Raw genomic sequence first — 25,208 nt, forward strand, 5'->3', positions numbered from 1 at the left:
TTAGATTGTTAGAAAGGGGATTAGGTCAATCAGCAGAATGGTCTATTCTTCACCTTCGACCAATTGAACCTGAGCGACTAAATCGCGGGGAATGGTAATCGGTCGTCCTTTTTGGTTGAGATAGACGGCTTTTTCATCTCGACGAACTAAGTCTCCTGTCCAATCGGTGTGACCTTTGTAAGGTTCAGAGGTGGTGATGATCGCCAGAAACCCTCGAAACGAGATGAACTCTCGATCGGTGGTGAGAAGCCGTGAAACGCCAGGACTCGACACCTCCAACACATAGTTGTCTGGGAAGAAATCAGTGCCATCGAGGACAGGCTCTAAAGCACGGCTCATTCGTTCGCAGTCTTCTAGCCCAGTGTCATCTTGCTTGTTTCGCACGTCTAGCCGCAGCACTGGAGGATTTTGATGGGTATGAAATACCGCTGCAACAACTTCCAAGCCCAAAGAGTCTGCCACGGGGGCAGCGAGATCGAGGATTTGGGGAACCAGAGGATGCGCCATTTGACCACTACTCCAAATAAAAAAAGTGGGTCATATTGCCCACTTCTCATGAATTTACTTCATGAAACTCGGTGACGAACAGCGAACTGTCCTTCCTGGTTTCTAGTTTAGCGGATGGATCTCATAAGTAGGTGATGGAATTAGTCGGAAGACGCATTTCGGCTGCGCTCAACGCTCAAAGCCAGAACTCCCAGCAGGTTTAGCGCAGTCGAAACCCATCGCCACAAGCCGACTTTAATTGCGCCTGTCTACTTAAGTAGGTAGGCGCAATTAAACTGAAGACCCTCATCCCCTAATCCCTTCTCAAGGAGAAGAGGAACTAGATTCTGGCTCCCTCTCCTGCGGGAGAGGGCTGGGGTGAGGGTATCTCCCGCATTTTATGTTTAATTAAGTCTGTCTACTTAGTAGCGTGTTTTTCAGTTTTCATCGATTGCCGAATTAACCTAGAACGTAAACGTTGTCCGAATTACAGGCACTGTGATGGTTCGGTTGCCGCTAAATCCTTCAGGGTTAAAGATCACAAACACGCCGGGAGTGATACTAATGTTGTCGTTGACCTTGTATTTGAAATACGCTTCCAGGTGATAAGGTTTAGCGTCTTCAGGTTTGGGAGACGCTGCCCCTGAAACGCGATCGCGAGCAGGTGGTTGACCAAACAAAAGCCCGAAGGTGCTACCGGGTGTCAGAACGTCTTTAATGTGAATTCCGCCCATGTAGCTCAGAATGTTGGTAGAAGCCTCTGGACCAGTCACTGCATTGACAAAGCTATAAAAGCCGAACCCAGTCAAGGTAATTTTAGGCGTAATTCTCCAAGCGGCTGTCGCACCCACTGAATCGAGACTCACCGGAGTAGTTGCCCCAACATTAGGAATCGCCCCGACTGCAACCGCCGCTTCTCCTAAACCGAGAATGTTGATTTGGTGGTAGCTGTGGGCATAGTTTAGCGCTAAGTCGATCGCGGGAGTCGGTTTGATCGTGAGTTGTGTCGCTGCGACGTAGCTGCCACCGAACAACCCTGCACCTAGAGGAGTCCCTCCTGCTAACCCTCCATTGGCTGGCAGACTCGCATTCACACTGCCATACAGCGCTCGGAGGTCTAATGCATCTGAAATATTCCAAATGAACCCTGCCGCAGAAGCTAGCCCAATTTCAGAGGTGCCGCCGGAAATTCGCAAGATGGGGTTCATGTTGCCAAATCGTGAGACAGACTCTTGCCCGTCTCCATAAAATGGGACGATCGCAGGAAACGCATCATCCACTTCAGCAGCCGTGCCAGCAAACAACGTGAGCTTATTGATGCCAGACGGGAAAATGTAGAGCAGTTTATAAAGCCCGATCGAGTTGTTGTTCCCAGGCGCACCACTCAAATTTGAGGGATTGGTTGCACCAAACTGAGGTTCAAAGGCTAGACGAGCATTGCTGGCAGTGCCAAAGATGCTGTCTGCATAGCCTAACGTTCCTGAGAGGCTGTCTCGACGCGGAGAACCAATTGCCGATCCCAACCCTCCGCCAAAGTTATACGCCTGCAATCCAGTAATCAGAAGATCTTTGCCCGAAAAACTGGTTAAGAGCTTTAGCCGCACTCGATTGTTAAAAACGACGTTGGCATCGTTTCCAGGTGCGCCGCCTGTAGTGGTTCCCGATGCCAGCGATCGACGATTTCCCAAACCGGGATAGGCTCCATAAGCGGATGCAAGACTAAAGATTACTTCACCACTTAGCTTTGTTGTCGTCGAGAATTGCTGTTTTTCCAGTGTGGTCGTTCTGGCTTCTAAGGCATCGACTCGACCGCGCACGGTGGCGAGTTCGGCGGCAAATTCTTCTTGCAGTTTTTGCAGGGTTGCCAGGTCTTCTTTCTTGACCAAATCGGCTGTAGCAGCGGCAATCAGTTCGTTAACTCGATCGAGACACGCATTCAGCCCGGCAGCGAATTCATAGCGAGTCAGTGCCCGATTGCCGCGAAAGGTCTTGTCGGGATATCCCACAATGCAACCATATCGCTCAACCAGCGATTGCAGCGCTTGAAATGCCCAGTCAGTCGGTCTAACGTCTGATAGCTGTGAGACTGAGGTCACCTGCTCTATTTCAGAGACGGAGAGTGATGAGGGGCGCTCGATCGCGCCGCTTTTATCTTGAGGCGACAGTTGAGCAACTTTAGAAGATGAGACGGTCTCAGCCTCGGACGCAGCCACAGGCAATCCTACTAAAGGAATCGACCCAGCTAGCAAACAAGCCAAGCCAATTTTTTGAGTCAGTGAAACGTGTTTCTTGTTCATGATAAATCCTCACACCAAAGAGAATAGAAGCTGCGATCACTAACGAATGTAATCGTTTTAGACAGAAAATTTAGAGGAACTTAACTTTAGCACTTTGCGGCACAAATCGTTTTCCAGAAAGGCTTTTGACCTTCTTTTGAAATACAGTTCTGCTAAACGATGCGCCCAGAACTAAACCTCAACTGCCAAAAACTTACATGAATAAGTTAGTAAGTAAAAATTAAGACACTGAATTTTCGTGTAATCAAACTCTAATGGTCAGAGGGGTCTAATTGAAATAGGTGCTAGCTCTAAAATTGTGATGGTTTGAATAGAGCGAGTTTGATGACTTAGTTCCAGAGGCTTTTTGCGGATAGTTTGAGCAGAGCTTGCGCGATCGATCAAACTGGCTCTATCATAGTAAGCTGTGTTGAATTAGAGCAATCCCATGCCCAAGCTGAAGACCCGTAAATCTGCTGCTAAACGTTTCAGAGTGAGTGGAACTGGCAAGATCATGCGCCGAAACACCCACAGAGCACACTTGTTAGAGCACAAAAGCCCCGCTCGTCGCCGTCGCCTTGCTGGAATGTCAGTGGTAGACGAGCGAGATGCAGGCAACGTTCGGGCAATGCTGCCTTACTTGTAAGGACAGATTGGGTCGAGCAGGCGATGTTGGGGCGATCGAGATTCTGTCTCACAGTATTTAAGTAAGGACATCAAACAATGACACGGGTAAAGCGCGGTAATGTCGCTCGTAAGCGCCGCAAAAAAATTCTGAAGCTTGCGAAAGGGTTTCGGGGGTCACACTCGACAATTTTTCGCACCGCAAATCAGCAGGTGATGAAGGCACTGCGGAATGCCTATCGCGATCGCCGCAAACGGAAGCGCGATTTCCGTCGGCTGTGGATCACTCGCATCAATGCAGCCGCTCGGATGCACGGACTGAGCTATAGCAAACTGATTGGCAATCTTAAGAAGGTGGACATTGAGATCAACCGTAAGATGTTGGCTCAGTTGGCGATTCTCGATCCAGATGGCTTTGCGAAAGTGCTAGAACTTGCTGCTCAAGCAAAATAGAGTCGTCGATCGACTGACCCTCTTGATGAACCGGAAACGGCAGTCAGTTTTACTCAAAATCATCGGACTGTGGACGTTAGGGGCGCAATTTACCGTGCCCCTTTGTTCGTTGGCGGCAGATTTGGAGACGATCGCTCACAGAGGTCAACTGATTGTTGCCGTTAAAGATAGTCTGCGTCCTTTAGGCTTCCGTGACGCGAAGGGCAACCTACAAGGGCTAGAAATCGATATCGCCGAACGATTGGCACAAGAGTTGCTAGGCAAATCGGGTTCTGTTGTCTTTAAGCCTGTTAGCAATCGGGATCGGCTTGCAGTTGTGATGAATGGTCAGGTGGATTTGACAATCGCCAGCGTTACCGCAACAACCTCTCGATCGCGGATTGTCAGTTTTAGCGCTCCCTATTATCTAGATGGAACCGCTCTAATCACCAATATTTCTGCAATTCAAGGACTCACTGATTTAACCAATCGGACGATCGCCGTCCTCAACGACTCCAGCACGATCGCGACTCTGCGATATCGGTTGCCTCAAGCCAAACTGATCGGAGTCAACTCCTACATCGAAGCGAAAGCGTTATTAGAGTCTGGGAAAGCGATCGCATTTGCCTCTGACACCAGCGTCTTGAGTGGCTGGGTACAGGAGTTTCCGACCTATCGGCTGTTACCGTTGCGTCTCTCAACAGAGCCACTTTGCGTTGTTTTACCAAAAGGTGTTCAATATGACGAGTTGCGACGGCGCATCGATCGGGCACTCGATCGTTGGAAAGCAGAAGGATGGCTTCAGCAGAGAGCGATCTATTGGGGGCTTCTGTGAGATACCTTGAAAGGAGGGGCGCAGTCGAACTTTTGCCTCAACTATCTGTGTTTTAATTCAAAAGTGATAAAACTATGCAGAGCTATCTTCCGATCGCTTATATCTCTGGTTTGTTAGCACTACTTGCCATTGCGGCTATCGCCGTTTTTCGTCAAGTGCTCAAAACCCAGAAGATTGAAAAAGCTCTTTCTCGGCTGCAAGGCAAACTTGGCACCGAGAAAGGAACGGCTCAGGAATATTACGAATTGGGCAGCATTTTGCTAGATAAGCGGATTTATGTGCAAGCGATCGCGCAGTTTCAAAAGGCAATTAAAGCAGAAACCCTGGAGGGGTTAGAACTGGCAGTCGTGTACAACGCGCTGGGCTTTACTTACTTTTCTCAAGAACAATATGATCTGGCACTTCGCAACTATAAAGAAGCCCTGAAGCTCGCCCCAGACTATGTGACGGCTCTTAACAATCTCGGACATGCCTATGAGCGAAAACAGCTAGCTGCTCCTGCACTCGAAGTTTACGAGAAAGCATTGACGCTCGAACCCACTAACCAGACCGCCAAGCGTCGGGCAGACTCTCTGCGAAAACGTTTGGTTCCGTCGTCTTAATCTATGAGATTGATCAAAAAAAGTGGGTGCTGAGTTCAACAACTTGGCACCCACTTTTTTAAAGTTTCGGCTACTTGAGATTATATTTTGCTCATAGGTTGAGCTTGAACAGGTGTAGATTTTCCATCTAGAGGCAGCACGGGCGCGACTGTAGGTGCCAGAGTCGGTGCTAACGTTGGAGTTGGGGCTGATGGTGATGTTGAAGGGCTATTTACAGGAACGGTTGGCGCTGCATTGGGCGTGGGAAACGGCACCGTCTGAATTGCTGCGGGTGCTTTTGGAACGACTTCTAGCTGCTGTAATGGAACAGGTGCAGGAAGTGGAGTCAGAACAGGTGCAGGAAGTGGAGTTGGAACAGGTGCAGGAAGTGGAGTCAGAACAGGTGCAGGAAGTGGAGTTGGAACAGGTGCAGGAAGTGGAGTCAGAACAGGTGCAGGAAGTGGAGTCACAGGCGGCTCAGGTGCTTTGATAGCAGGAGCATCTTTTGGAATCGGAGTGAAACTTGGAGGTTGAGGGACGGGTGCTTGTTCTTGAGGTGGAGTGACAACGGGTGTTTGGGCTGGAACTCGTGGATCAGGAAGGCTCCCTAAGTTAGGGTTGGCAACAGGTGGATTTGTAGATGGAGCAGTCTGAACGGGCTTCAAAGTGCCTCGATCGATAAAAGATTCTGGAGCACCCGGTTTCTCGATCGGAATCTGAACTCCTGCAACAGGTGAAGTTGATATCGTCTCTTGGGGAAAGCCAGGGGGCTGTGGCGAGAGCCTGATGAAGTCGGGGTTTTGAACTAGCTTGTCGTCTTGAATTTTCTCTTGTTTTCCAAGAGCTTCAGATGTTTCTCCTTGAACGGCTGCAAGCCCTTTATCTGAACTTGAGTCAGAGGGCTTCTGATCTAAGTTCAACCCTCGAACTAGGTCGCTAGTCTGGTAAAACGTGGTCAGGTCAAAGTCAAATAAGCGCAGCCCTTTTGGATCGACGACTGCCAGTTGTCCTGCTTTAAGTTCTACAATCCGATTCGTGCCATTGTCTGTAACCGTGATTCCACTATTGGTCAAGGCACCGACGATCGTCGTATTGGTCTGTTTGTCAACGCGCACAAATAGCGCCGACCCCCGAATTCCCGCAGAGACGTTAGGCGTTGTCACATTTGTGGTGCCTCGTCCGGGAGGAATTATTAGAAGTGCGGTGCCGTTAGAAAGATTAAATCGTCGCGTGTTGGGAAAGAATCGAAATAAAGCGAGTTCTCCAACTCGTGCAAGAGAGCCGTCGTTAAAGCGCAAATCGGCTCTAGAAGAACGAGCGGTTGAAAGCGCATCGCCAGGGGTCATTCTTTCTCTGACTCGGGCTGGGCGAGGAGATTGATTTTTGGGCTGTAGCCGGACTTGCTTAAGAAGTGTTTGAATATCCGCAAATGTTAAAGGAATCTCAGCCCGCGCCGGGGTTGGAAGGAGCGCAGTGCTAAAGCCTAAAACACTTAGGGTGACGACGAGGAACAATTTACGAGACATAGACGCTCCAAGAACAGAGGGCATCGAAGCTATCAAGCTCCATCGAGATAACTTAGATGCTGAAGATCCTGCAAGTTAAAGTTTACTTGGACTTCTTGCGTCCGCGCTAACCCGTTTAGGTGAAAATATAGCCTTTTGTCTTTACCAGTACTTTACATCGAGTGATCAAAATTGCGGATTTTAATCGCAATCTCTTAAAGAGTCTTCATCAAAAGAACGGCAAGTTTGAGCTGTAGGGCGATAGTGAGGCGTGACAGGTGAGACAATATTCCGGAAAGACTCGACAGGTTGTGTTGATCTGTTGGAGAGTTTCTCGGCGTTGCTGAATTGATGTATGAATTTCCAGATTGACCCTCACCCTAGCCCTCTCCCAAGAGGAGAGGGGACAAGATCTTTAGCTCCCTTCTCCCCAAGGAGAAGGGTTGGCGAGGGCTTCGCCCCAATTCGTGAGGAGGCAGTTCATAATTGCATTCAGCAACGCTAGTTTTTCTAGCGGGCGATCGCTAAACGTGGTTGAGTAAAGTGACGGTTTCTTCTCCTGTGAATCAACTATTGTCGTGGAATCAAGCGTGGCTTTGCAAATCACCGCAAGCGCTGCTAAAGCAATTTGTTTTTTGGGTAGTCTTGACTGGGGCAAGTTCGGCGTGGTCTTCGTCGCTGCCTTCAGTTCAGTCATCTTCAGACTTTGAGCACCCTTCTTCAAAACCGCAAGAACCCCTTGAGACAGGTTTACCTCGGTCGATATATCTTTTGTCTCGTTCAGGTCAACCGTCTCACCAGACAATCCCCTCAAGTATCTTACTTTCAACCGTGAGCAGACGATCGGAGCTTGCTCAACTGGCAAAAGAACCGAGCTTGCTCGATCGTCTGTCACCTGCCCAGACGGTGATATCGGCTTGTTGGAAGTCACCCTCTGCTCAAGCCGCCTGTAGCTTTTCACCTAGTCGATCGACGTTAACTCTAGACAATCAAGCGCTCGGTCAAGTGCCTCTTAAACCGCTTCGTGATGACCCAAGGCGTGCTCAGTCGGCCCCTCCGCCAGAGCCGACCGCAAAGACAGGAGATGCAGAACTGGGATTAATCATCACAAAACCTAGCGGAGAACTCGACCCAGAGCTAGGTTTGCCACGACTGCAAGAGCGCCTTTTAGAACCGCGTCCTTTGCCATCGGCAGCGCGGCAACCCTCGGTTTATCTGGTAGGCAGAGTCGATTATTTTAGAACGACAAACGTGTTTTCAGGAGTCGATCCGATTAGCGATGGACTGATTCGATCGGGCTTGACCCTCTTTTATGCCCCTGCGATCGGACGCAACACCTACCTTGTGACCTCGATCGATGGCAGTCTTATTCGCTATGGCAATCTAGGCTATCTGAACTATAACGAGCTGAGATTTCGGGCGGGAGTTTTGCAACGGCTGACTCCGCGCACGTTTGGCGAGCTTGGCTGGAGCAATCAGCAGCTATTTGCCACCAAAGAAGGGTTGCGAGATGCGCTTCGCGGCGATCGCTTCTTAAATGATCACGCAATTCGGTTTGAGCTGAGTCGCCAAGATGCCCTCTCAGCAAAGCTGGCGCTAAACACCTTTTATCAACTTCGGATGAGCTTTGCTGACCCCAACGATCGGTCTCGGCTGATTAATTCGTTCATCACGTCTTTGAGCTATGGCTGGTCGCCTAATTTTCAGACAGCGCTCGACTATCAGGTTGCCTGGTCGCACTTCACTCAACAGCCACGGGATGATGTTTATCATCAGTTGGTGGCTCGCTTGACTTACACTATTACTCCACAAAGTCAGTTTAATGTCTTTAGTGGGTTTAGTTTTGGCGATTCTTCTGACTCGCGCATTAACTTTAACGGCTTTATTCTGGGGGTCGGGATTGTGTTGAATTTGCCGTTATTTTAAGCGTTATCCCTACAAAAGATTACGATCGTGGCGCTCCATTCGCACTATTCTCTAAAGCAGATGAATTAAATCATTGCTCATAGGAGACGTGACCCGTGCCGACTGACTATATTTTGTTTGTTCATGGGGTTAAGACTCGCAAACAAGAAGACTTTGGGGCATTAGCAACGACTTTATTTAATCGCATCCAGTCCTCGATGCGAGATGAATCGAGAGTGCTAAAGTCGATCCCGTTTTTTTGGGGAGACTTAAACCAAGCGGCGCAAGACGAGCTGCTTAACGGATTCAAAACCTCGTCTAAGTGGCAAGATTTTTGGTTTCGAGACTTTCGCACCCAGCAAGTTTTAGAATTTGTAGGCGATGCAGCCCTTTATTTAAGTCGGCATGTGGGTTCTCAGGTCGTTCAGCGATTTGAGCAAGATGTATTAGGGGTGTTGCAAACCACGTCTCCGGGCGATCGCTTGCATCTGGTCACTCACAGTTGGGGCACGGTCATTCTCTTTGACCTGCTGTTTGCGGCTCGTTGGGAAGATCCTCAGCTTAATTCAGCGATTCGGCAAACGGTTCAACAGATTCGGAACGCGCTGTTTGGGCTACCTCCGGTTGAAGGAACCGGGATTCCGATCGCCAGCATTCATACAATGGGGTCTCCGATCGCGTTGTTTAGCTTGCTGACGATCAGCGGCACATTGGGCGGCAAAAGCACTCATGATCTGTCACCTAATCTTAAAAGCCTATTAGAACAGCTTTACACCTTGAGGAAAAAGCCAATTCCCTGGCGAAATTTTGCTCACCCAGGAGATCCGATCGCCTATCCATTAGAGGGGGTGATTCCTCTGTTGCTCAACGACGCGAGCCAATATGTCGAAACTCAAGATGTGATTACAGATAAGGGCAATATTTTTAATCGACCCTTTCAACAAAGGCTGATCCCAGTATTGTGGGGAGGTGACGCTCACGGAAGTTATTGGACGAACGAGGTGGTGTCAAACACGATCGCGGAGGTGATTCGTTTAGCTTGAGAAGGATGAGCTAGCCACTAGAATTTGTTAAAATAACTTCATACATTTTTTGAAGCTCTGCTGATTTATTATGCTGCTTAACTCCAACCAGCGCACTAAACTCGACGATACAAACGATACGCTGTTTTATGAGGCTCCGCGATTTGTCACTCACGTTGATGAAGGCTTTATCCAACAGTTGACGGATTTGTATCGATCGCGATTAAAGCCCAACACTCGCATTTTAGACATGATGAGCAGTTGGGTGTCTCATTTGCCCGAAGAGATGGCGTTTGCCCACGTCGAGGGGCACGGGCTGAATGGAGAAGAACTTGCACGCAACCCTCGATTTGATCACTACTTTGTGCAAAATCTCAATCAAGATCCTAAGTTGCCGCTAGACGATCAATCACTCGATGCGGTGCTGAATACGGTATCAGTGCAGTATGTTCAGTATCCAGAAGCGATTTTTAGTGAGATTCATCGGGTTCTTAAGCCGGGAGGCATTGCCATCATCAGCTTCTCAAATCGGATGTTTTATCAGAAAGCGATCGCGGCATGGCGTGACGGTTCAGAAGCAAGCCGAGTTGAGTTAGTCAAACGCTACTTTAAGGCAATTCCTGGGTTTACAGAGCCAGAAGTGGTGACCAAACAGTCTCAGGCACCCGGCATTTTTCAACTGTTTGGGATGCCCGGAGGCGACCCGTTTTACGCGGTGATGGCGACGCGCTCTTAAGGAAGGCTAGAGAAAATAACCTGGGCAGACAAGGGGAAAGGAATCCGCATCGTTTTATTTGCAAAAAAGGGGAAACAAATGACGAGGCAGGATCAGGGGATGAGTTTCTCGATCGTGCTAGAAACCGAAAATCTAGCCAACGCTGACGCTCATGGATTGATTGACGCGATCGAGGCTCTGGCTCACCAATCTCTGCCTCCCACTGCCGCCAATGAAGTGCTGCTAATCGATAGCGGTGACTCTCCGCCTGACTTATTGGCGCAACTCCGCCATCAATATCCGTGGATTAAAGTGCATCATGCGCCAATGGGCACCCGCTACTACAACGCCAAAATGCTGGGGGCAGAACTTGCAACCGGAGCGATCGTGGTCTACTACGACTGTGATTGTGTCTATGAGCCGAACTGGTTGCAAGCGATGCTGACCAGCTTCACGAGGGCTGATATTCAGCTTGTGGCAGGAGAAACGACGACTCGCAGCGTCGGCATTTACGGCACTGCGATGGCGCTGACCTACATTTTCCCGCAATATTCTGGACGAAATAACCTGACTCCGGTTAATCAATACTTTTTGAATAATGTGGCGTTTCGACGTGAGTTTTTGCTTCAGCATCCGATCGCGTTTGAGTTGCCTCTTTATCGAGGTCATTGTGCCATTCACGCTGATGAGTTGCGCCAGAAAGGATACACCATTTGGAGTCAGCCCCAAGCCAGAGCAACCCACGCTCCGCCCAATGGGTTATCGCATTTCTTTTGGCGATTTTTGCTGATCGGACACGATTACTACTGGCAAAAAAAGCTGCTTAAAGGAGCCGTTTCGAGCGATCCCGCTCTGTCAGGTATCAAGGGGAAAATGCAGGTATTTTACGATCGCGTCAGCAAGATGATTGCCAATAATCCGCATCGTTTGATCTTTTTTCCGTTGGCGATGCCGATCGCGATCGCTTCAGCCATTCTGATTTATGTGGGCTATCTGATCACGTCTTTGAATCCGCACTATCTTTTGAAGGCTTACGACAAAATTTTGGGTGAATAGGCGATATCGGGGAGACGTTTCGGTGAAACGTCTCTACGGGGTTGGATGAATTCTTTAATCCCACGATCGAATTAAGCCATCTGCTTCGATTCGCAGTTTGCGTCCGCGCCAATAGACTCCACGCCCAAATGCCCCCGCAATCCACACCCCAAAACTGAGCACATCTCGAAGCGGCAATACCCAAAACCAGCGCACCAGATTTGAGCAATTAAGATTGACCGCCGCCACCCAAGCCTGCGTGTAGCGAATTGTGAAGGTTGCAAACGTTAGCCCGATCGCCCAGTCAGCAAACCCCGTTATGAGCAGCAGCGGCAGACAATAAACCGTGCCATAGCAAAACGCCATGGTGTAATAAACCCAGCCACGATTAAAGCGAATCGTTCTTGCCCAGCGCAACTCTCGCTTGACGAGCCGCCCAATGCTTTCTCGCCCCGTGTCTGACTCTAAAATGTAGTGAGACAGCTCGACTTGATAACCCGCGCTGGCGGCTCGTTTGCCTAAGTTATAGTCAGAGCCGATGCGATCGAGATGCAGCCCGCCAAAGTCGGCTAATGCAGATTTGCGAGTGGCGATCGTAGCTCCGATCGCAAATCTTAACCTGCCATCTATTGAACGGGCAATCAGCGCACTCGGAATGAAATCACAGCACCGCCCGATCGAGGCTAGGGCTGCTCCTAGAAACTGAGGGTCATGACCTACAAACGCACAAGTGACGAGTCCCACGTTGGGTTCGGCAAGCGGCTCTGTCACGGTTTGGATGTAGTCAGAACTGACGCAAATATCGCTATCGGCAAAGATGATGACTTCGTAACGTGCAGATTCTAAGAGGTAGCTGAGGGTGCTGTCTTTGTGGTTGATGCCACGGGGGAGCAGTCCAGTCAGTAGACGAGCACGATCGGGAAATAAATCTACTAATTTTTTAAGCACTGGAACCGCCGGATCGGTGGGTTCGACGACTCCAAACAGCACCTCATAAGGGTCATAGTTCTGTTTGCAAAAGGCTGCCCAATTGTTCCAAGCACCCTCGTCTAACCCGCAGACGGGCACCAAAATTGAGACTCCCTCCGTGGAAACTTCTGGAATGGATGGAGGAACCACAAAAAATCGGCGGGTAAACCAAAGACAGGCTGCATAGAATACGATCGAGCCAACGATCAAAACTGATAGAGCGATTGCCAACGAGATCATCATTTCAACTTAGCGAACGTCGTGAAATACCACTGTTCTAACCTCTACACTTTTTAGACGCAAACTTGTGCGTTTAGTTGATGGTTGCCCGTTTAGTATTTTTAATGATCAATAAATTCAACATCTGCCTAGTGGAGACTTATCTGAATGTATGCGGTATACATTCAGAGATACATTCGATCGTTTACCCTAAACCTAGTAAGGTGCTTGGAGATACCCAATGACTCTTGATCAACCGTATCGCGAACGAACTGAGGCAGGTATGGTGGCGCTACAAGGCTTCTATAACACCACCACTGGGCTTTGGGACACGGCGGGCTGGTGGAACTCAGCAAACGCTCTTGAGACCACGATCGACTATTGCCGTTTAACCGATTCGCTCGCTTATCGAGGCAATCTCTTCAACACCTTTGAGAAGAATAAGCGCGGTAACTTTCTCAATGAATTTTATGATGATGAAGGCTGGTGGGCACTGACCTGGATCAAAGCCTATGATCTAACGGGCGAACAGCGTTATCTAGCGATGGCAAAAACTATTTTCACCGATATGAAGGGTGGCTGGGACTCAACTTGCGGCGGTGGCATCTGGTGGAGCAAACAGCGTAGATATAAGAACGCGATCGCGAACGAGTTGTTTTTAGCGATCGCGGCAAAGCTGCATTTAAGAACTCCAGGAGATGCGGGTGCAGGCAGCTATTTAGACTGGGCGCAACGCGAATGGAACTGGTTTAAGAACACGGGAATGATTAACCGTGACAACCTGATTAACGACGGGCTAGACAGCACTTGTAAAAATAATGGACAACTCACCTGGACGTATAATCAGGGCGTGATTTTAGGCGGATTAGTCGATCTGTATCGCATAAATCAGGATGGTTCGCTGATTAGACAGGCACAGGCGATCGCCGATGCAACGATTCGGCTGTTAGCGCCTAAAGGCATTTTAAGAGAACCCTGTGAACCAGACTGTGGCAAAGATGGTCCGCAGTTTAAGGGCATTTTTATGCGTTATTTGGGGGATCTCTACCAAGTCACCCAACAGCCAGCTTATGAAGACTTCATTGTCAGAAATGCCGATTCGCTCTGGTTGCAGTGCCGCAATGATGCCAACCAGTTCGGACTTTCTTGGGCAGGTTCGTTTGACAGTGCGGACACGGCTCGTCAAAGTGCGGCGATCGATGCCCTCAATGCGACGCTGGTAGTGACAACTGAAGAATTCACCTACCAAGCCGAAAATGGCATCTTGCATCAGCTTATTACAGAGGCAATCTACACGGGATATCACGGCTCAGGCTATGTCGCCGGATGGAATCGTGAGGGTCAGTGGATTGACTTTAAAGTGAATGCTGCCTCAATGCGTAACTATACGCTAGCGTTTCGCTATGCGGCGGCTGGAGGAAATGCATCTCGCTATATTCATGTGAATGGGAAAAGTATCGCTGACAATCAGATTTTTCTAGGCACTGCAAACTGGAGCAGTTGGAACACAGTCACAGTTCTGAATGTATCGCTGAATGCAGGAGTTAATACAATCTCTGTGATCTTTAATCGCGAAAAGGGAAGCCGCAATTGGCTGAATTTAGACGAGTTAACAATTCGATAGAAAATGCTCAACTGAGAGAGCGAAGCATTTGCCGCAAGACCGCTTCGTCTCGCAGATTAACCGCTTCACTCACCCGTTGCCATAACGCCGCATCCGATCGGCAAATGCCCAAAGCTGATAGCGCCGTTTTAGAATCTTCCAGTTGCCCATCTGCAATCAGAGATATCAAAAAGTCGATCGCGTCATCGTGTCTGAGCATGGCGATCGCCATTAGCCCAGTTTGGCGCAATTCTGGTGCTTTAATTTGCTTCCACCAGGTTCGTAAAACCTCAAAAGCTTGGGGCGAGCGAGTCTCTCCCAGCGCTAATGCGGCGACCTCTGCGAGTTCGGCATCTTCTCCGATCGGAGTTTTTTTTGCATAGAGGCATTGGGTGATTAGAGGCAGCGATCGTTCTGCATCAAGCTCAAGCAGCGCTACGAGACATTCAGAGATGACGGACGGCTGATCCCCAATTAAAACGCGCAGTCTTAAAAGAGGAAGTCCCTGCTCACTGCCGTGATAAGCGATCGCTCTCGCGGCAGCGATTCGGGCTTCTGGTTCAGGGTCAGCCAGCAGATCTGCGAGTTCATTGAGAACGTGAACATAATTTATCCGCACTAAGCCCAGAGCACACACTCCTCTTAGCGCGGCGGCAGTATCTTCTCTGCCTCCTCTTACAGGCTCCATTTGGCGATGCCGAACGCCTTGCAAAAATAGGGCTTCATTGCTGTGATCCAGCCGATAAAGCGCTTCAGCAATTCTCATTTTTGCTAGACACCCCGGATCGGGATCAGCATCTTCTGTGATGAAGCGATCGAACGCAGCAACTAATTCGGGGATCAGCGAGTGCAGGTCAGATTCACCGATCAGTTTCGCGGCTTGCGAGACGGCAATCGAGTATTGACTGTTCAACACCTGGGTTAGCGTCTTGATCCCTGCTTCTGAAGTGGGGTCTGCTCGAATTTTAGTCAGAAGCGCGATCGTCTCTTCAAGCTTGCGCGATTTTGCCATCCCTCATTTCTCAGTCAATGCCTGACGCGCAGAACGTTAGCTCAACTGGCTTGCAGCGCTTAATTTCGACGTTGATTCCCTGCGCACCTTCTCCTGTTAAATCTTCGACATAGCCTGAGTGCGCGTCTTTTGCCTCATCAGGGTTATCAAACGGACCGAAATAATAGGTGCAGTTTGGTTCAGCCGTCTTGATCTCTACCCACCACGGAGTAGACATCGCTTTTATAAATCCTGAGGCAATTTCCTTGATAATGTTGATTAACTGCATTGCGATTTTTTAGGAGTAGAGTAAAGGTTTTTAGTCGGATTGTAGAATCTCAATTTCCGGCTTGCCCTCTGTCAAACTGATGAGAACAGAGAGAGCTAGAACATCTGACGATCTTATACCAATTCTCTAAGAGGCTGCACACAACAAGGGGCTTAAGCTCCTTGTTCCACAGGGGCGAACTCTATAGTAAGCTCAAATTCAGTTGGTATTGAACTATAGCTTCAGACCCGCTTGCGTTCATCTGACATTTTTACAGCGGTTTTAGCAACTATCAATAGCTGCTTCATCGAATCATCTAACTCTAGTGTTTTTGAGGGGATTTTGGTGTGTTGTTTGCAACGCTTTACGCTTAACTTTAATCAGCCCGCTTGCAAGAATTGCTTTGTAGACTGAACGGCAACGACATCTCAATTCAACGGAGAGGGAGGGATTTGAACCCTCGGAACCTTTCGGTTCATCCGATTTCAAGTCGGACGCGATCGACCACTCTGCCACCTCTCCAGCAGTCAGATTCTATATTACCCTAGTCGAGAGCAATGGAATAGAGGACTGGAAAATTAGCGGCGATCGCGTAGATTCGTCTAGCAATTCACAGGCTGCGGCGACGATCGTGTCTGGCAAAACTTGACGCAAACAGTGGTGATGTCCTTCGGGGCAGATGCTTTTATAGCAATATTTGCAAGGAACATCGTGGAACAGCAGGCGATGGGGCACCTGCCAGGGCGTATGTTGCGGGTTGGTGAGGGCGTAGAGATCGACAACAGGATTGCCAACAGCAGCGGCAATGTGAACCGGACCCGTATTGTTAGAAATCAGCACAGGAGCCATCGCAATCAGGGCAGCAAGTTCGCCCAATGTGAGGCAACAGGCGAGTGAGTGAGCCGACTCATTCATCAGAGATCGGATGCGATCGACGAGTTCTGCTTCCCATTCGCTGCCCGTAAAAATGACAGAATAGCCCAACGAAACTAATCGATCGGCAGCCACCGCAAATCCTTCTGGTGGATAGCGACGAGAGGCGGCTGTTGCACCAGGATGAATCACAACCCACGGGCGATCCCGATCGAGTTGGAAGGAATTTAAGCGCGATCGCACCGACTCCCGATCGGATTCTTCGACTCGTAGAGATAAATGTTCGTTCTCAGTTTGGCACTCGATCGCGGCGACTAAATCAAGCTGACGCTGCACTTCATGACGAATGCCGTCTTCAGGTTCGGGATCTTTGACCCAATCGGTCAGGAGTTGATAGGGATTTTCGTGACAGTGCGCCAGACGAAGCGGAATATCTGCCATGTAACAGAGAAAAGCGGAAGGCAGAGGATTTTGACTGTAGACGGTGAAAATCACGGCTCCGTCAAACTGAAACTGCCGCAAATATTGGATCATCTCAAATTCAGAGCGGCTGTCTGTGCGCGGAGCCGTCGCCTTTAGCCAGGGAGAATCATAGACGATCGTCGCATCCAACTCTGGGATCAGCGGCGCGATCGCTGATCCCGCCGAAGACGTTAGCAAAGTGATATGCCGACCCGACACAGATTCTTTTAGGGATCGCAACGCTGGAGTCGTCATCAACACATCGCCGATCGTGTCTAATCGGATGCAGAGCAGATTTTTGGCATCGTTCCAGTTTGGGGTCTTCATGCTTTTAGGTTGGCGGCAAAGAACGAGTGTAATTCAGCGATCGTGCAGGTTGAGGTGCCGTCTTTGTGAACGACGATCGCGGCGGCGGCAGCGGCTAAATCGGCGGCAATAGTCACCGGAGCTTGGGCAGCAAGGGCAAGCGTCAACATGGCAGTAAAGGTGTCTCCGGCTCCGATCGTGCGGCTTTGACACGACGGATTGGCGTAAAGTCGATAGGGCGATCGCTCTCGTTGCAGAATCACGGCACCGTCTCGATCGAGAGTGACAGCCGCGATCGTCGCTCCGGTGAGATTGAGAATCCAGTCAGATTGAGCAACGATCCAGTCGGCGCGATTTTGGTCACCGATATCGGTCTCGCCCAAAAGCTTCAACGCCTGGTGATAGTTCGGCTTAACAGCGGTTGGTTTGATCCCCCGATAAGCGGCTAGATTTTTGGAGTCTACAACCAGAGTACGAGGAAATTGAGACTGTAGGTGAGCGATCGTCTGAATAATTCGAGGAGTCAAAATTCCGTAGCCATAGTCAGAGATAATCACCGCATCAGATTGAGGAATGCGATCGTTTAACTGATCGATGATCTGCTGTTCGATGTCTAGCGAGAGTGTCTCGGTGCTGCCCTGATCGAATCTCATCAGCAGATTTGCGCCATCCATCACGCGTTGTTTGGTGAGCGTCGATCGCCCAGAATCGACCCAAATCTGATCCGTGCTGACTCCCTGCTTGAGCAAAGCTTGCCGCAGGAGCGTTCCTTCCCAATCGTCGCCAATTACCGAGATCAGAGACACCTGACAGCCAAGACTTCGCAGATTAACGGCAGTGTTAGCGGCTCCTCCGGGCACGTTTTGACAATTAGAAAGCGTGACAACTGGCACAGGAGCCTCTTGACACAGGCGAGTTGCCGACCCTTCGAGATAGCGGTCGAGCATTGCCTCGCCAATGACGACAACATTTAGATCAGGAAAGCGATCGAGGAAGAACATAAGAGGCATTAATAATCTGTGCGGCTTCGAGCAGGTTAGACACTTTGTGATGAGGCGATCGTTGGGGTGACCTGATCCATTCGGTTTCGTTACCGTTGTCGATCAAGATAGTTTTGCATCCAGCATTGCGTCCGGCTTCGACATCGTTGAGAATGTCGCCAATCATCCACGATCGCGCCAAGTCAATGTGATGAGTTTGTGCTGCCTGTAGGATTAAACCGGGTTTTGGTTTACGGCAGTTACAGTCGATCGCATATTCGATGATGCTCCCTTGCGGATGGTGTGGGCAATAATAAAAACCCGTGAGCGGAATCTCGTTGAGTAACGTTCTCAAGCATTGCTCAACCTTCGCGAGGGCGATTTCTGAAAAGTAGCCTCGTGCAACACCAGACTGATTGGAAATGACAATGAGTCTGTAGCCAGAATTGTGGAACGATCGTAATGCAATTTCTGCACCGTCAGATAATATGATCCGATCGGAATCGACATTGTAAGGAATATCGGGAATGAGTGTGCCGTCTTTATCGAGAAAAATAGCAGGAATCATCAGCGATCGTATGAGTAAATTTTGACGTTACTGAATTCGGGTATGAATTCCTAAAGCCGCCCTCACCCCTAGCCCTTTCCTTTTGGGAAAGGGCTAGGGGGTGAGGGTAATTCATATCGAGATTCAGTAATGCCATTATATAATTCACGAATTAAGGATAAGAAGTCTCTCGCATGGGCACCACCATGACCTCTGGGATGACCGTTTCAGCAGGTTGCGTGAGAATGTAGCGAATCGTATCTGCGACGTTCTTGGGGTCTTGCAGATTGTCTAACGGCGTGTCAGGAAACCGATCGAGAATGAATGGCGTTTGCATTCCTCCAGCAATCACGGCAGTGACTTTAACGTTGTGCGGACGGGCTTCAACGTGTAGCGCATGACTAAATCCTAGCAATCCCCATTTGCTGGCGTGGTAGGCAGACGCATTTGCCCAGGCGCGTTTTGCAGCCGTTGATGCAATATTAACGATGTGACCGCTCTCGCGTTGCTTCATGTGTGAAATAACCGCTTTCGATAACACAAATGGAGCGCGAAGATTGACCGCCAAAATGCGATCCCAATCCTGGATCGAAAGGTCTTCGATCGGAACCGTTAAATCCGTTCCGGCATTGTTGATGAGAATATCTAAGTGGTCGTGTTGGCTGATAATCTTCTCGACCGCAGAGAGAACTTGATGTTCGTCGGTAATGTCTAATCGTAGGGAGATCGCTTTACCGCCCTCGGCTGCGATTTCCGCGGCAACTCGTTCAGCCTGATCTTCGCGAATGTCTGCCACGATCGCGATCACTCCCGATGCGGCTAAGGTTCGACAAATCGCTTCTCCTAATCCCTGTGCGCCTCCGGTGACGAGCGCAACCTTTCCGGTTAGTTCTGGCATAAAATTCTCCTCTATTAATCGGTAATTGCAACGGGATGAGTCATGGGTTGCACAAGTGAATGAAAGTCTGGTGAGATAACTTTACTAATTCGAGTTTCGACCTCCTGAATATTCTGTTGATGATTTGCTACGACTGCCAACTCCACTAACTCGCACAGTAAATGGATCACGACAATCTGCACTTCTTGAATATGTTGAGCATCGATCGCCGGAACTACGATCGCCAAATCAGCCAGCCGTCGCAACTCGCCGCCCTCGCCTCCCAAAATTGCCAGACAGCGCAGTCCTCGATCTCGCGCACACTCAAACGCCCGCAGCAAATTGGGCGATCGTCCGCTCGTGCTGATGCCGATCAGAATATCGTGCGGTTGGGCAAAAGCGGCAACTTGACGGGCAAACACCTGATCAAACCCGACATCGTTTGACCAGGCAGTCAAGAGCGCTGAATCAGCCGTCAACGCTAACGCAGGAAGTCCGGGGCGATCGCTGATTTTAAACCGCCCGACTAGCTCGGCTGCCCAGTGTTGAGCGTCGGCAGCGCTGCCACCATTGCCGCAAATCAGCACCTTTCCGCCTCGCGCAAAGCAATCGCTGATCACCGTTGCGGCGTTGAGAATCTCGGTTTGTAAGCAGCGCTGTGACGCTTGCAGAGCCGAGAGAATGTTGTTGAAACCTCGATCGAGAACCGCAAAAGCCTCCTGCGGTTGCCCCACAGCTTTTTGAATCAGCACCGTTTCGTATAAGTTAGCGACCGCATCGGCAACTTTTTGCAAGGTGAACTGATCATTGGCACGACGAACGGCTTGACGGCTCAGGGTTCTGAGCAGGGCGGGATGGTCGTAGAGATGCTGAAGTCGATGGGCGATCGCCCCAGGATCATTCGGAGCAACCAGATACCCGGTTTCACCATCCGCGACGGAGAACTTGATGCCGCCGACATTTGAGCCGATCACAGGAGTGCCGCACGCCATCGCCTCGATCGGAGTGATGCCAAACGGCTCATACCAGGGAGTCGTGATAAACACGTCTGCCGCACTGTAGTAATAAATAGCGCAACACTTCGCGCCCTTTGCGACCGACGAACTGAATGTGATCTGTGATTTCTGCTTGGTCAGCGATCGCGTGGAGGCGGGCAATTTCTGCCTGAATTCGGGGATCGGGATCGTCGAGTTCGCCCCCAACCACGATTAGACGGGCGGGATGTTGAGACATTTGACAGAATCGAGAAAATCCCTGAATCGCCGTGTCTACTCCTTTGCGCGGCACCATGCGCCCCAGTTGCAGAACGACTCGATCGTCGGGCATCATCCCTAATGCGACGCGAGCGAGTGCCTTATCCAGACTCCAAAATTCTGACGAGTCAAACCCACAGGGAATAATCGTGATCTTCTGAGGATCGGCGTGATAAAGCTGAATTAGATCGGCTTCGTCTTGAGGACACTCGGCAATAATGCAGTCGGCTTCAGCCGCGAGACGGTCTTCGATCGCAAACCGCTCATCGGGAAATTCGTCGTTTTGCCCTTGATAAAAACGGCGTACTCGTCCCAAGGCGTGAAACGTGATCACGAATGGAATGTGGAGCAATCGTTTAATCTCAGCCGCCACTAATCCCGACATCCAAAAATTTGCGTGAATCAAATCATAGGATTGCTGCTGACAAAATTGCAGCATATAGTCGGTGAACTCTTGCATGAATGGCAGCAGATCTTCTTTGCGAATCGGAGCCGCAACACCCGCCGGAACGTGAATTAATCGCACGCCTTCTGTCCATTGGGCAACTTCGGGCAGGAGGGGATGATCGCGACGAGTGAAGATATCGACTTCATAACCGCGTTTGGCTAAGTGTTTGGCAAGCTGCCCAACATACACATTTTGTCCGCCGCTGTCCACGCCTCCCAAGATGCCAAAGGGCGAAGCGTGTTCGCTAATCAACGCGATTCGCTTCATAAGGAACCTCTCAGAGATAGTTCTTTTTGGGTTGTAGATTGTCCACACACACATGCAAACGCCTGATCCCAATCCCTCACAAAGCGCTGAATGTTGAATCGTTCTTGAGCGACTCGCCTCGCCCCTTCACTTAAATGCTGGGCTTCTGCGGGGTCGTTGAGAAGTCGCTGCATAATCTCGATTAAGCGATCGACATTCGTATCGACATAGCCAGACACGCCATTCTCAATGACCGTTGCCATTTCGGTTGTGGCAAGACCGACGATCGGCAGTCCGAGCATCATTGCCTCACAAACCGCTAACCCCAGACTGGTATAGCGAATCGGATTAAAGAAAAACCGATACTGAGTCAGAAACTTCGCGAGGCTGGCGTGAGGAATTTCGCCCAATCCGTCCAGCGCTTCTGACTTCATGCCCACCAGATCAAGCGAGACAGATTTTTGAACTCGATCGAAGATATCTACTCCCAATCGCCGCCCTCGCGACGCTAGCCCGTTCACCACCACTACCCCCCGATTCAGGTCTCCTCGATAAGGGATTTCTGGAACCATTACGCCATGTTCAATCACACAAGTTGGCGATCGTCCGTTGTTCCACATCAGTTGATTAAAGTGAGTGACGTGCACCAGCAACACGTCGGCATCATCCACAATATGCGCCGTGTCGGTCGGACTTTCACGGGGCGGATCGTGCTCTAAATAGAGGCGAGGCAATCGTCGCTGTGACTCCGATAAAATCTCATATTGGTCTTCGAGATAGTTCTTTCGCGACTGAAACAAAATGCAGTCAAACTCCATCTCGCAGACCCGATCGGCAGGCACATCTTGCACATTATTGCCCCACTCAAACCCCGACAATTTTCCGCCATAGCCTTCGGGTCGATCGGGCTTTGTCGGCAGAAAAAATTGATGATTTGACTGCACGAGATAATACAAATAACTCCCGTGAACGTGCCAAGTGAGAATTCTTAAAGGGCGCATTGATCGCTCAATCCTTGCTTTATTCTTCTCTCAATCGTGCAAAACATCGCCTCAAGATACATTGGGCAGTTGCACAAGATGCCGCGAGTTTAAATCTTCTAGAATTGGGCAGTTGCCTAATTGAGATGAGTCACCGGAGAGCGATCGCAGCAACAGCGCCAATCGAATCTGCACGGCATCATCAAATCGACGGGGATTTAGCCCAGTCAGAGACGTAATTTTGTCTAGACGATAGCTCAACGTGTTGCGATGAATCGAAAGCTTACTAGCCGTTGAGGACGGATAGCAATTTTCAGCAAAAAATGTTCGTAAGGTATCAATTAGCTCCGATTCTTGGTCTAACGGAGTCAACAAATGTTTTGCTAGATCAATCTTGGTCGATTCGTCAGAAATGCCGACAAACGCCGCTACGCCCAAATTATCTAAACAATGCACCTGATTTTGCCCCTGAAACCGATGCCCCAACGACAGAGCAGCCCGCGCATCTTGATACGATCGTGCCAATCCTTGAATGCCGGGATGATAGCGCCCAATCCCCATACTCATGGCAGAATGGGTGTCACGTCGCAACCGATGCAGCAGCGACGTGCTAGCGCGCTTTAAAGCTGCCAAATTTGCCCACGATTGATTGCCCGGAAGATCGGCTCGATCGCTCCACGCAGACAAATCTTGAGTGCTGCTAGCTTTTAACACCACAATCTCAGTACCGCCAATGTAAGCGCAAATGGTATCGTTAGGTAAATGAAAAAACTTACAATGCTGCCGATAATAAGCTGCACACGTCGCTGTGATTGCATATCTAATGCTTCATAACGCTTTGCCTGTGACGACAATAAATAGTCAGCCGCATAAATGAGAATGACAGCCCGTGGTCGAGTGAAATCCATTCCTAAAATCTGTGACTCTCGCAGCACTTGGGCTTCATCGTCGATCGGGGTTCTCAACAAGTCATGAATAAATTTGTTTTTGAGTTCGTGCTGATTAGGTGATGGCGTAATGGACGCAGTTTGACTGATCACAAGTTCGACCAACACGCTAGTCAATCGCGACGAAATCGGTTCGCTCGTCTCGGATGCAGTGACGATCACTTCGCCGCTCTGCCCGTCGAGATGAAAAGGAATGTGAATCGGAGACAACGAGATTGAGGGGTGAAACGGAATCCCTATCAGACCAGGATCGGTTCTGGTAACAATGAGATTGCGATCGTTGACCACAAAAACAGTTGCGCCCAGCAGCTCTGCAACTCGCTGAGTCACGACTTTGGCAACCCGCTTAAACTGACTCGACACCACTCTTTCTGTCATCTTTCTATCTCCGCGACGAGTCAAAATCCTTTAAAGCAATCGGCATCGCATTCACCAACCCTACCGACTTTAAAAGCCAAAGATTGCGATCGGTTGTCTCGCCCTCGATCGGGTTGACCCAATGCGACAAAACTCCGCCCCCAAATTCTTGCGACACACCCACCCGAATCGGAATCTCTGCCAAATAGCACAAATAACCCATTGGATAAGGAGAGGCTTGACCATGACTCAATAAAATCGCCGCATCAAACTGTTTTGATTTGAGAATTTGAATCAGCTTAGGGGCAGAAACCGGATCACAAGAGAGCGTGTTAGACGTGTTTTTGAGCGATCGGTGCATCAAGACTTCATCGACTCCTGGCAAACGCAACGCTGTCTCACTCGCGTCTGGTGCACACAAAAAGGTAATCACCGCTTCGGGTAAGACTCGCTTCAAATGCTCTAAAGCCGGACTGAGTAAGGGCATCTGATTGATCTCTCCCAAATGCATCACCAGCACTCGTCGCACGTGCCATTCAGACCACATTTGCCACCTCCCTCAGCGCGTTGATTTGCTCAAACACATCAGCTACCTTGACCCCCGTTGACTGAGAGAGCGATCGATGCAGAACTCGATCGAGCGGTGCCCATCGCTGCGGGTTAGAACCCGAAAACACCACAACACTCGGCACTCGCAGCGCTGCTGCTAAATGAGAAACGCCTGTGTCATTGCAGACTAAAAGCTGCGCCTCACTGAGCAACGCGGCTAAGGTTCCCAGGCTGGTTTGTCCGGCTAGATTGACGGCAGAGTTTTTCATGTGGTGAGCGATCGTCTCCGCCAATTCCCATTCAGATGTCGATCCGGTCAGCACAACTTGCAGTCCCATGTCAGCCATAAAGTCTCCGACAGCTACAAAGTTCTCGACTGCCCACCGTCGAGTTGAGACACTTGCACCCGCATGGATGCAGCCATAGCGACCGTTTCGTAGTGCAGCCTCTAGTCTCAATGACTGTAATTCTTGTCGGTCTTTTTGACCGATCGGAAACTCTAGCGTCTTATCGTCAGCAGGAATCCCTAAAAATTCCATCAATCGCAAATAGCGGCGAATTTCTGGCTCCGACTCGTCAAAGAGGAGATAAAAATCGGTGTTTGGACACTCGCGATCGGGGTGGAAAAATCCGGCAGTTTGTTGAGCACCCAGCGCGATCGTAATCTGATTGGTGATCACCCCACTCCCATGCATTTGAATCGCTAAATCAAAGTTTCTCTGCTGCATTTCGTTTAAGAAATCTGGCAGTCGATCGAGCTTTGGCGATTGTTCGGGCAGCCCTGGATATCCCGGAAATTCGACAAATTCATCAATATAGTTAGGACTTACGCATTGACAGACATAGAGTCATGTGAGTTGCAGGTCTGAAGAGGGTTCCGAGCCATTTTTTAAGATGAATTGTCGAATCACCGGGAT

27 protein-coding genes and 1 tRNA gene are annotated in these 25,208 nt (G+C 49.7%); 9 read left to right on the forward strand and 19 right to left on the reverse strand.

Annotation, left to right across the window (positions count from 1 at the left end; all coding sequences use genetic code 11):
- Window positions 1-42 precede the first annotated feature (42 nt).
- The gene (gene rimP / locus A8707_RS06165; protein WP_068815922.1) at window positions 43-507 is read right to left on the reverse strand and encodes a ribosome maturation factor RimP; all 465 of its coding nucleotides are present in this window, start codon (window positions 505-507) and stop codon (window positions 43-45) included.
- A 443-nt stretch (window positions 508-950) separates the two neighbouring features.
- Complete coding sequence (locus tag A8707_RS06170) at window positions 951-2,783, reverse strand: iron uptake porin (RefSeq protein ID WP_068815923.1); 1,833 nt, start codon at window positions 2,781-2,783, stop codon at window positions 951-953.
- 427 nt (window positions 2,784-3,210) lie between these two features.
- Here A8707_RS06170 and rpmI point away from each other — a divergent pair, with 427 nt between their 5' ends.
- The 4 genes from rpmI (at window position 3,211) to A8707_RS06185 (ending at window position 5,255) form a co-directional block, all read left to right on the forward strand.
- Entirely contained in the window at window positions 3,211-3,408 is a 198-nt protein-coding gene (rpmI, locus tag A8707_RS26735; RefSeq protein ID WP_074382467.1) for a 50S ribosomal protein L35, read from the forward strand.
- 77 nt (window positions 3,409-3,485) lie between these two features.
- Window positions 3,486-3,839, forward strand: coding sequence for a 50S ribosomal protein L20 (gene rplT, locus A8707_RS06175; RefSeq protein WP_068815924.1), 354 nt, complete (start codon window positions 3,486-3,488; stop codon window positions 3,837-3,839).
- Entirely contained in the window at window positions 3,820-4,653 is an 834-nt protein-coding gene (locus tag A8707_RS06180) for a transporter substrate-binding domain-containing protein (protein ID WP_231947955.1), read from the forward strand. Before rplT ends, A8707_RS06180 begins: the two co-directional genes overlap by 20 nt.
- 74 nt (window positions 4,654-4,727) lie before the next feature.
- A complete protein-coding gene (locus A8707_RS06185; RefSeq protein ID WP_068815925.1) occupies window positions 4,728-5,255 on the forward strand; it encodes a tetratricopeptide repeat protein in 528 nt (175 codons plus the stop codon).
- 80 nt (window positions 5,256-5,335) lie between these two features.
- On the opposite strand, the gene A8707_RS06190 is transcribed toward A8707_RS06185, so the two are convergent.
- Together A8707_RS06190 and A8707_RS06195 are read right to left on the reverse strand one after the other, a co-directional pair.
- Window positions 5,336-6,760, reverse strand: coding sequence for a FecR domain-containing protein (locus A8707_RS06190; RefSeq protein ID WP_068815926.1), 1,425 nt, complete (start codon window positions 6,758-6,760; stop codon window positions 5,336-5,338).
- 394 nt (window positions 6,761-7,154) lie between these two features.
- Entirely contained in the window at window positions 7,155-7,436 is a 282-nt protein-coding gene (locus A8707_RS06195; RefSeq protein ID WP_156518380.1) for a hypothetical protein, read from the reverse strand.
- Between the two features lie 134 nt (window positions 7,437-7,570).
- On the opposite strand from A8707_RS06195, the gene A8707_RS06200 reads away from it, so the two are divergent.
- From A8707_RS06200 to A8707_RS06215, 4 genes are all read left to right on the forward strand, one after another.
- Window positions 7,571-8,665: a hypothetical protein gene (locus A8707_RS06200; protein WP_068815928.1), complete on the forward strand. Its 1,095-nt coding sequence runs from the start codon at window positions 7,571-7,573 to the stop codon at window positions 8,663-8,665.
- Window positions 8,666-8,760: 95 nt separating this feature from the next.
- The gene (locus A8707_RS06205; protein WP_068815929.1) at window positions 8,761-9,687 is read left to right on the forward strand and encodes a DDHD family phospholipase; all 927 of its coding nucleotides are present in this window, start codon (window positions 8,761-8,763) and stop codon (window positions 9,685-9,687) included.
- 70 nt (window positions 9,688-9,757) lie between these two features.
- Window positions 9,758-10,402 (forward strand): class I SAM-dependent methyltransferase, encoded by a 645-nt coding sequence (locus A8707_RS06210; protein ID WP_068815930.1) that lies wholly within the window; start codon window positions 9,758-9,760, stop codon window positions 10,400-10,402.
- A gap of 78 nt (window positions 10,403-10,480) precedes the next feature.
- Window positions 10,481-11,437, forward strand: coding sequence for a glycosyltransferase family 2 protein (locus tag A8707_RS06215; protein ID WP_068815931.1), 957 nt, complete (start codon window positions 10,481-10,483; stop codon window positions 11,435-11,437).
- A 54-nt stretch (window positions 11,438-11,491) separates the two neighbouring features.
- On the opposite strand, the gene A8707_RS06220 is transcribed toward A8707_RS06215, so the two are convergent.
- A complete protein-coding gene (locus A8707_RS06220) occupies window positions 11,492-12,628 on the reverse strand; it encodes a glycosyltransferase (RefSeq protein WP_068815932.1) in 1,137 nt (378 codons plus the stop codon).
- A gap of 217 nt (window positions 12,629-12,845) precedes the next feature.
- Here A8707_RS06220 and A8707_RS06225 point away from each other — a divergent pair, with 217 nt between their 5' ends.
- Entirely contained in the window at window positions 12,846-14,228 is a 1,383-nt protein-coding gene (locus A8707_RS06225) for a glycoside hydrolase family 76 protein (RefSeq protein WP_068815933.1), read from the forward strand.
- Window positions 14,229-14,235: 7 nt separating this feature from the next.
- Here the strand turns inward: A8707_RS06225 and A8707_RS06230 are convergent, their stop codons facing one another.
- From A8707_RS06230 to A8707_RS06295, 14 genes are all read right to left on the reverse strand, one after another.
- Window positions 14,236-15,219 carry a HEAT repeat domain-containing protein gene (locus tag A8707_RS06230; RefSeq protein WP_068815934.1) on the reverse strand — a complete coding sequence of 328 codons (984 nt, stop codon included), beginning with the start codon at window positions 15,217-15,219 and terminating at the stop codon, window positions 14,236-14,238.
- 10 nt (window positions 15,220-15,229) lie between these two features.
- Window positions 15,230-15,487 (reverse strand): DUF1816 domain-containing protein, encoded by a 258-nt coding sequence (locus tag A8707_RS06235; protein WP_068815935.1) that lies wholly within the window; start codon window positions 15,485-15,487, stop codon window positions 15,230-15,232.
- A gap of 416 nt (window positions 15,488-15,903) precedes the next feature.
- Window positions 15,904-15,988 (reverse strand) — tRNA-Ser (locus A8707_RS06240).
- Between the two features lie 12 nt (window positions 15,989-16,000).
- Window positions 16,001-17,128 (reverse strand): lipopolysaccharide heptosyltransferase II, encoded by a 1,128-nt coding sequence (gene waaF / locus A8707_RS06245; protein WP_068815936.1) that lies wholly within the window; start codon window positions 17,126-17,128, stop codon window positions 16,001-16,003.
- Window positions 17,125-18,117 (reverse strand): bifunctional heptose 7-phosphate kinase/heptose 1-phosphate adenyltransferase, encoded by a 993-nt coding sequence (locus tag A8707_RS06250; RefSeq protein WP_082906249.1) that lies wholly within the window; start codon window positions 18,115-18,117, stop codon window positions 17,125-17,127. Before A8707_RS06250 ends, waaF begins: the two co-directional genes overlap by 4 nt.
- Complete coding sequence (locus tag A8707_RS06255; protein WP_068815938.1) at window positions 18,083-18,655, reverse strand: D-glycero-alpha-D-manno-heptose-1,7-bisphosphate 7-phosphatase; 573 nt, start codon at window positions 18,653-18,655, stop codon at window positions 18,083-18,085. The genes A8707_RS06250 and A8707_RS06255 overlap by 35 nt, the downstream gene beginning before the upstream one ends.
- A gap of 151 nt (window positions 18,656-18,806) precedes the next feature.
- A complete protein-coding gene (locus tag A8707_RS06260; protein ID WP_068815939.1) occupies window positions 18,807-19,532 on the reverse strand; it encodes an SDR family oxidoreductase in 726 nt (241 codons plus the stop codon).
- Between the two features lie 14 nt (window positions 19,533-19,546).
- Window positions 19,547-20,647, reverse strand: a complete 1,101-nt coding sequence (locus A8707_RS28950) for an SIS domain-containing protein (protein WP_231947957.1) — start codon at window positions 20,645-20,647, stop codon at window positions 19,547-19,549.
- Window positions 20,532-21,479, reverse strand: coding sequence for a glycosyltransferase (locus A8707_RS29530; protein ID WP_068815941.1), 948 nt, complete (start codon window positions 21,477-21,479; stop codon window positions 20,532-20,534). The genes A8707_RS28950 and A8707_RS29530 overlap by 116 nt, the downstream gene beginning before the upstream one ends.
- Complete coding sequence (locus A8707_RS06275) at window positions 21,476-22,459, reverse strand: glycosyltransferase (protein WP_068815942.1); 984 nt, start codon at window positions 22,457-22,459, stop codon at window positions 21,476-21,478. The genes A8707_RS29530 and A8707_RS06275 overlap by 4 nt, the downstream gene beginning before the upstream one ends.
- A gap of 51 nt (window positions 22,460-22,510) precedes the next feature.
- A complete protein-coding gene (locus A8707_RS27460; RefSeq protein WP_197484646.1) occupies window positions 22,511-23,152 on the reverse strand; it encodes a PucR family transcriptional regulator in 642 nt (213 codons plus the stop codon).
- Window positions 23,146-23,763, reverse strand: coding sequence for a hypothetical protein (locus A8707_RS06285; RefSeq protein ID WP_068815943.1), 618 nt, complete (start codon window positions 23,761-23,763; stop codon window positions 23,146-23,148). The genes A8707_RS27460 and A8707_RS06285 overlap by 7 nt, the downstream gene beginning before the upstream one ends.
- Before the next feature lie 4 nt (window positions 23,764-23,767).
- On the reverse strand, window positions 23,768-24,289 hold the full coding sequence (locus tag A8707_RS06290; RefSeq protein ID WP_068815944.1) for a glycosyltransferase family 9 protein: 522 nt from the start codon (window positions 24,287-24,289) through the stop codon (window positions 23,768-23,770).
- Complete coding sequence (locus A8707_RS06295; RefSeq protein ID WP_068815945.1) at window positions 24,279-25,019, reverse strand: glycosyltransferase family 9 protein; 741 nt, start codon at window positions 25,017-25,019, stop codon at window positions 24,279-24,281. The genes A8707_RS06290 and A8707_RS06295 overlap by 11 nt, the downstream gene beginning before the upstream one ends.
- Window positions 25,020-25,208 lie beyond the last annotated feature (189 nt).

The sequence above is a fragment of the Phormidesmis priestleyi BC1401 genome (assembly GCF_001650195.1).
Classification (GTDB): domain Bacteria; phylum Cyanobacteriota; class Cyanobacteriia; order Leptolyngbyales; family Leptolyngbyaceae; genus Phormidesmis_A; species Phormidesmis_A priestleyi_B.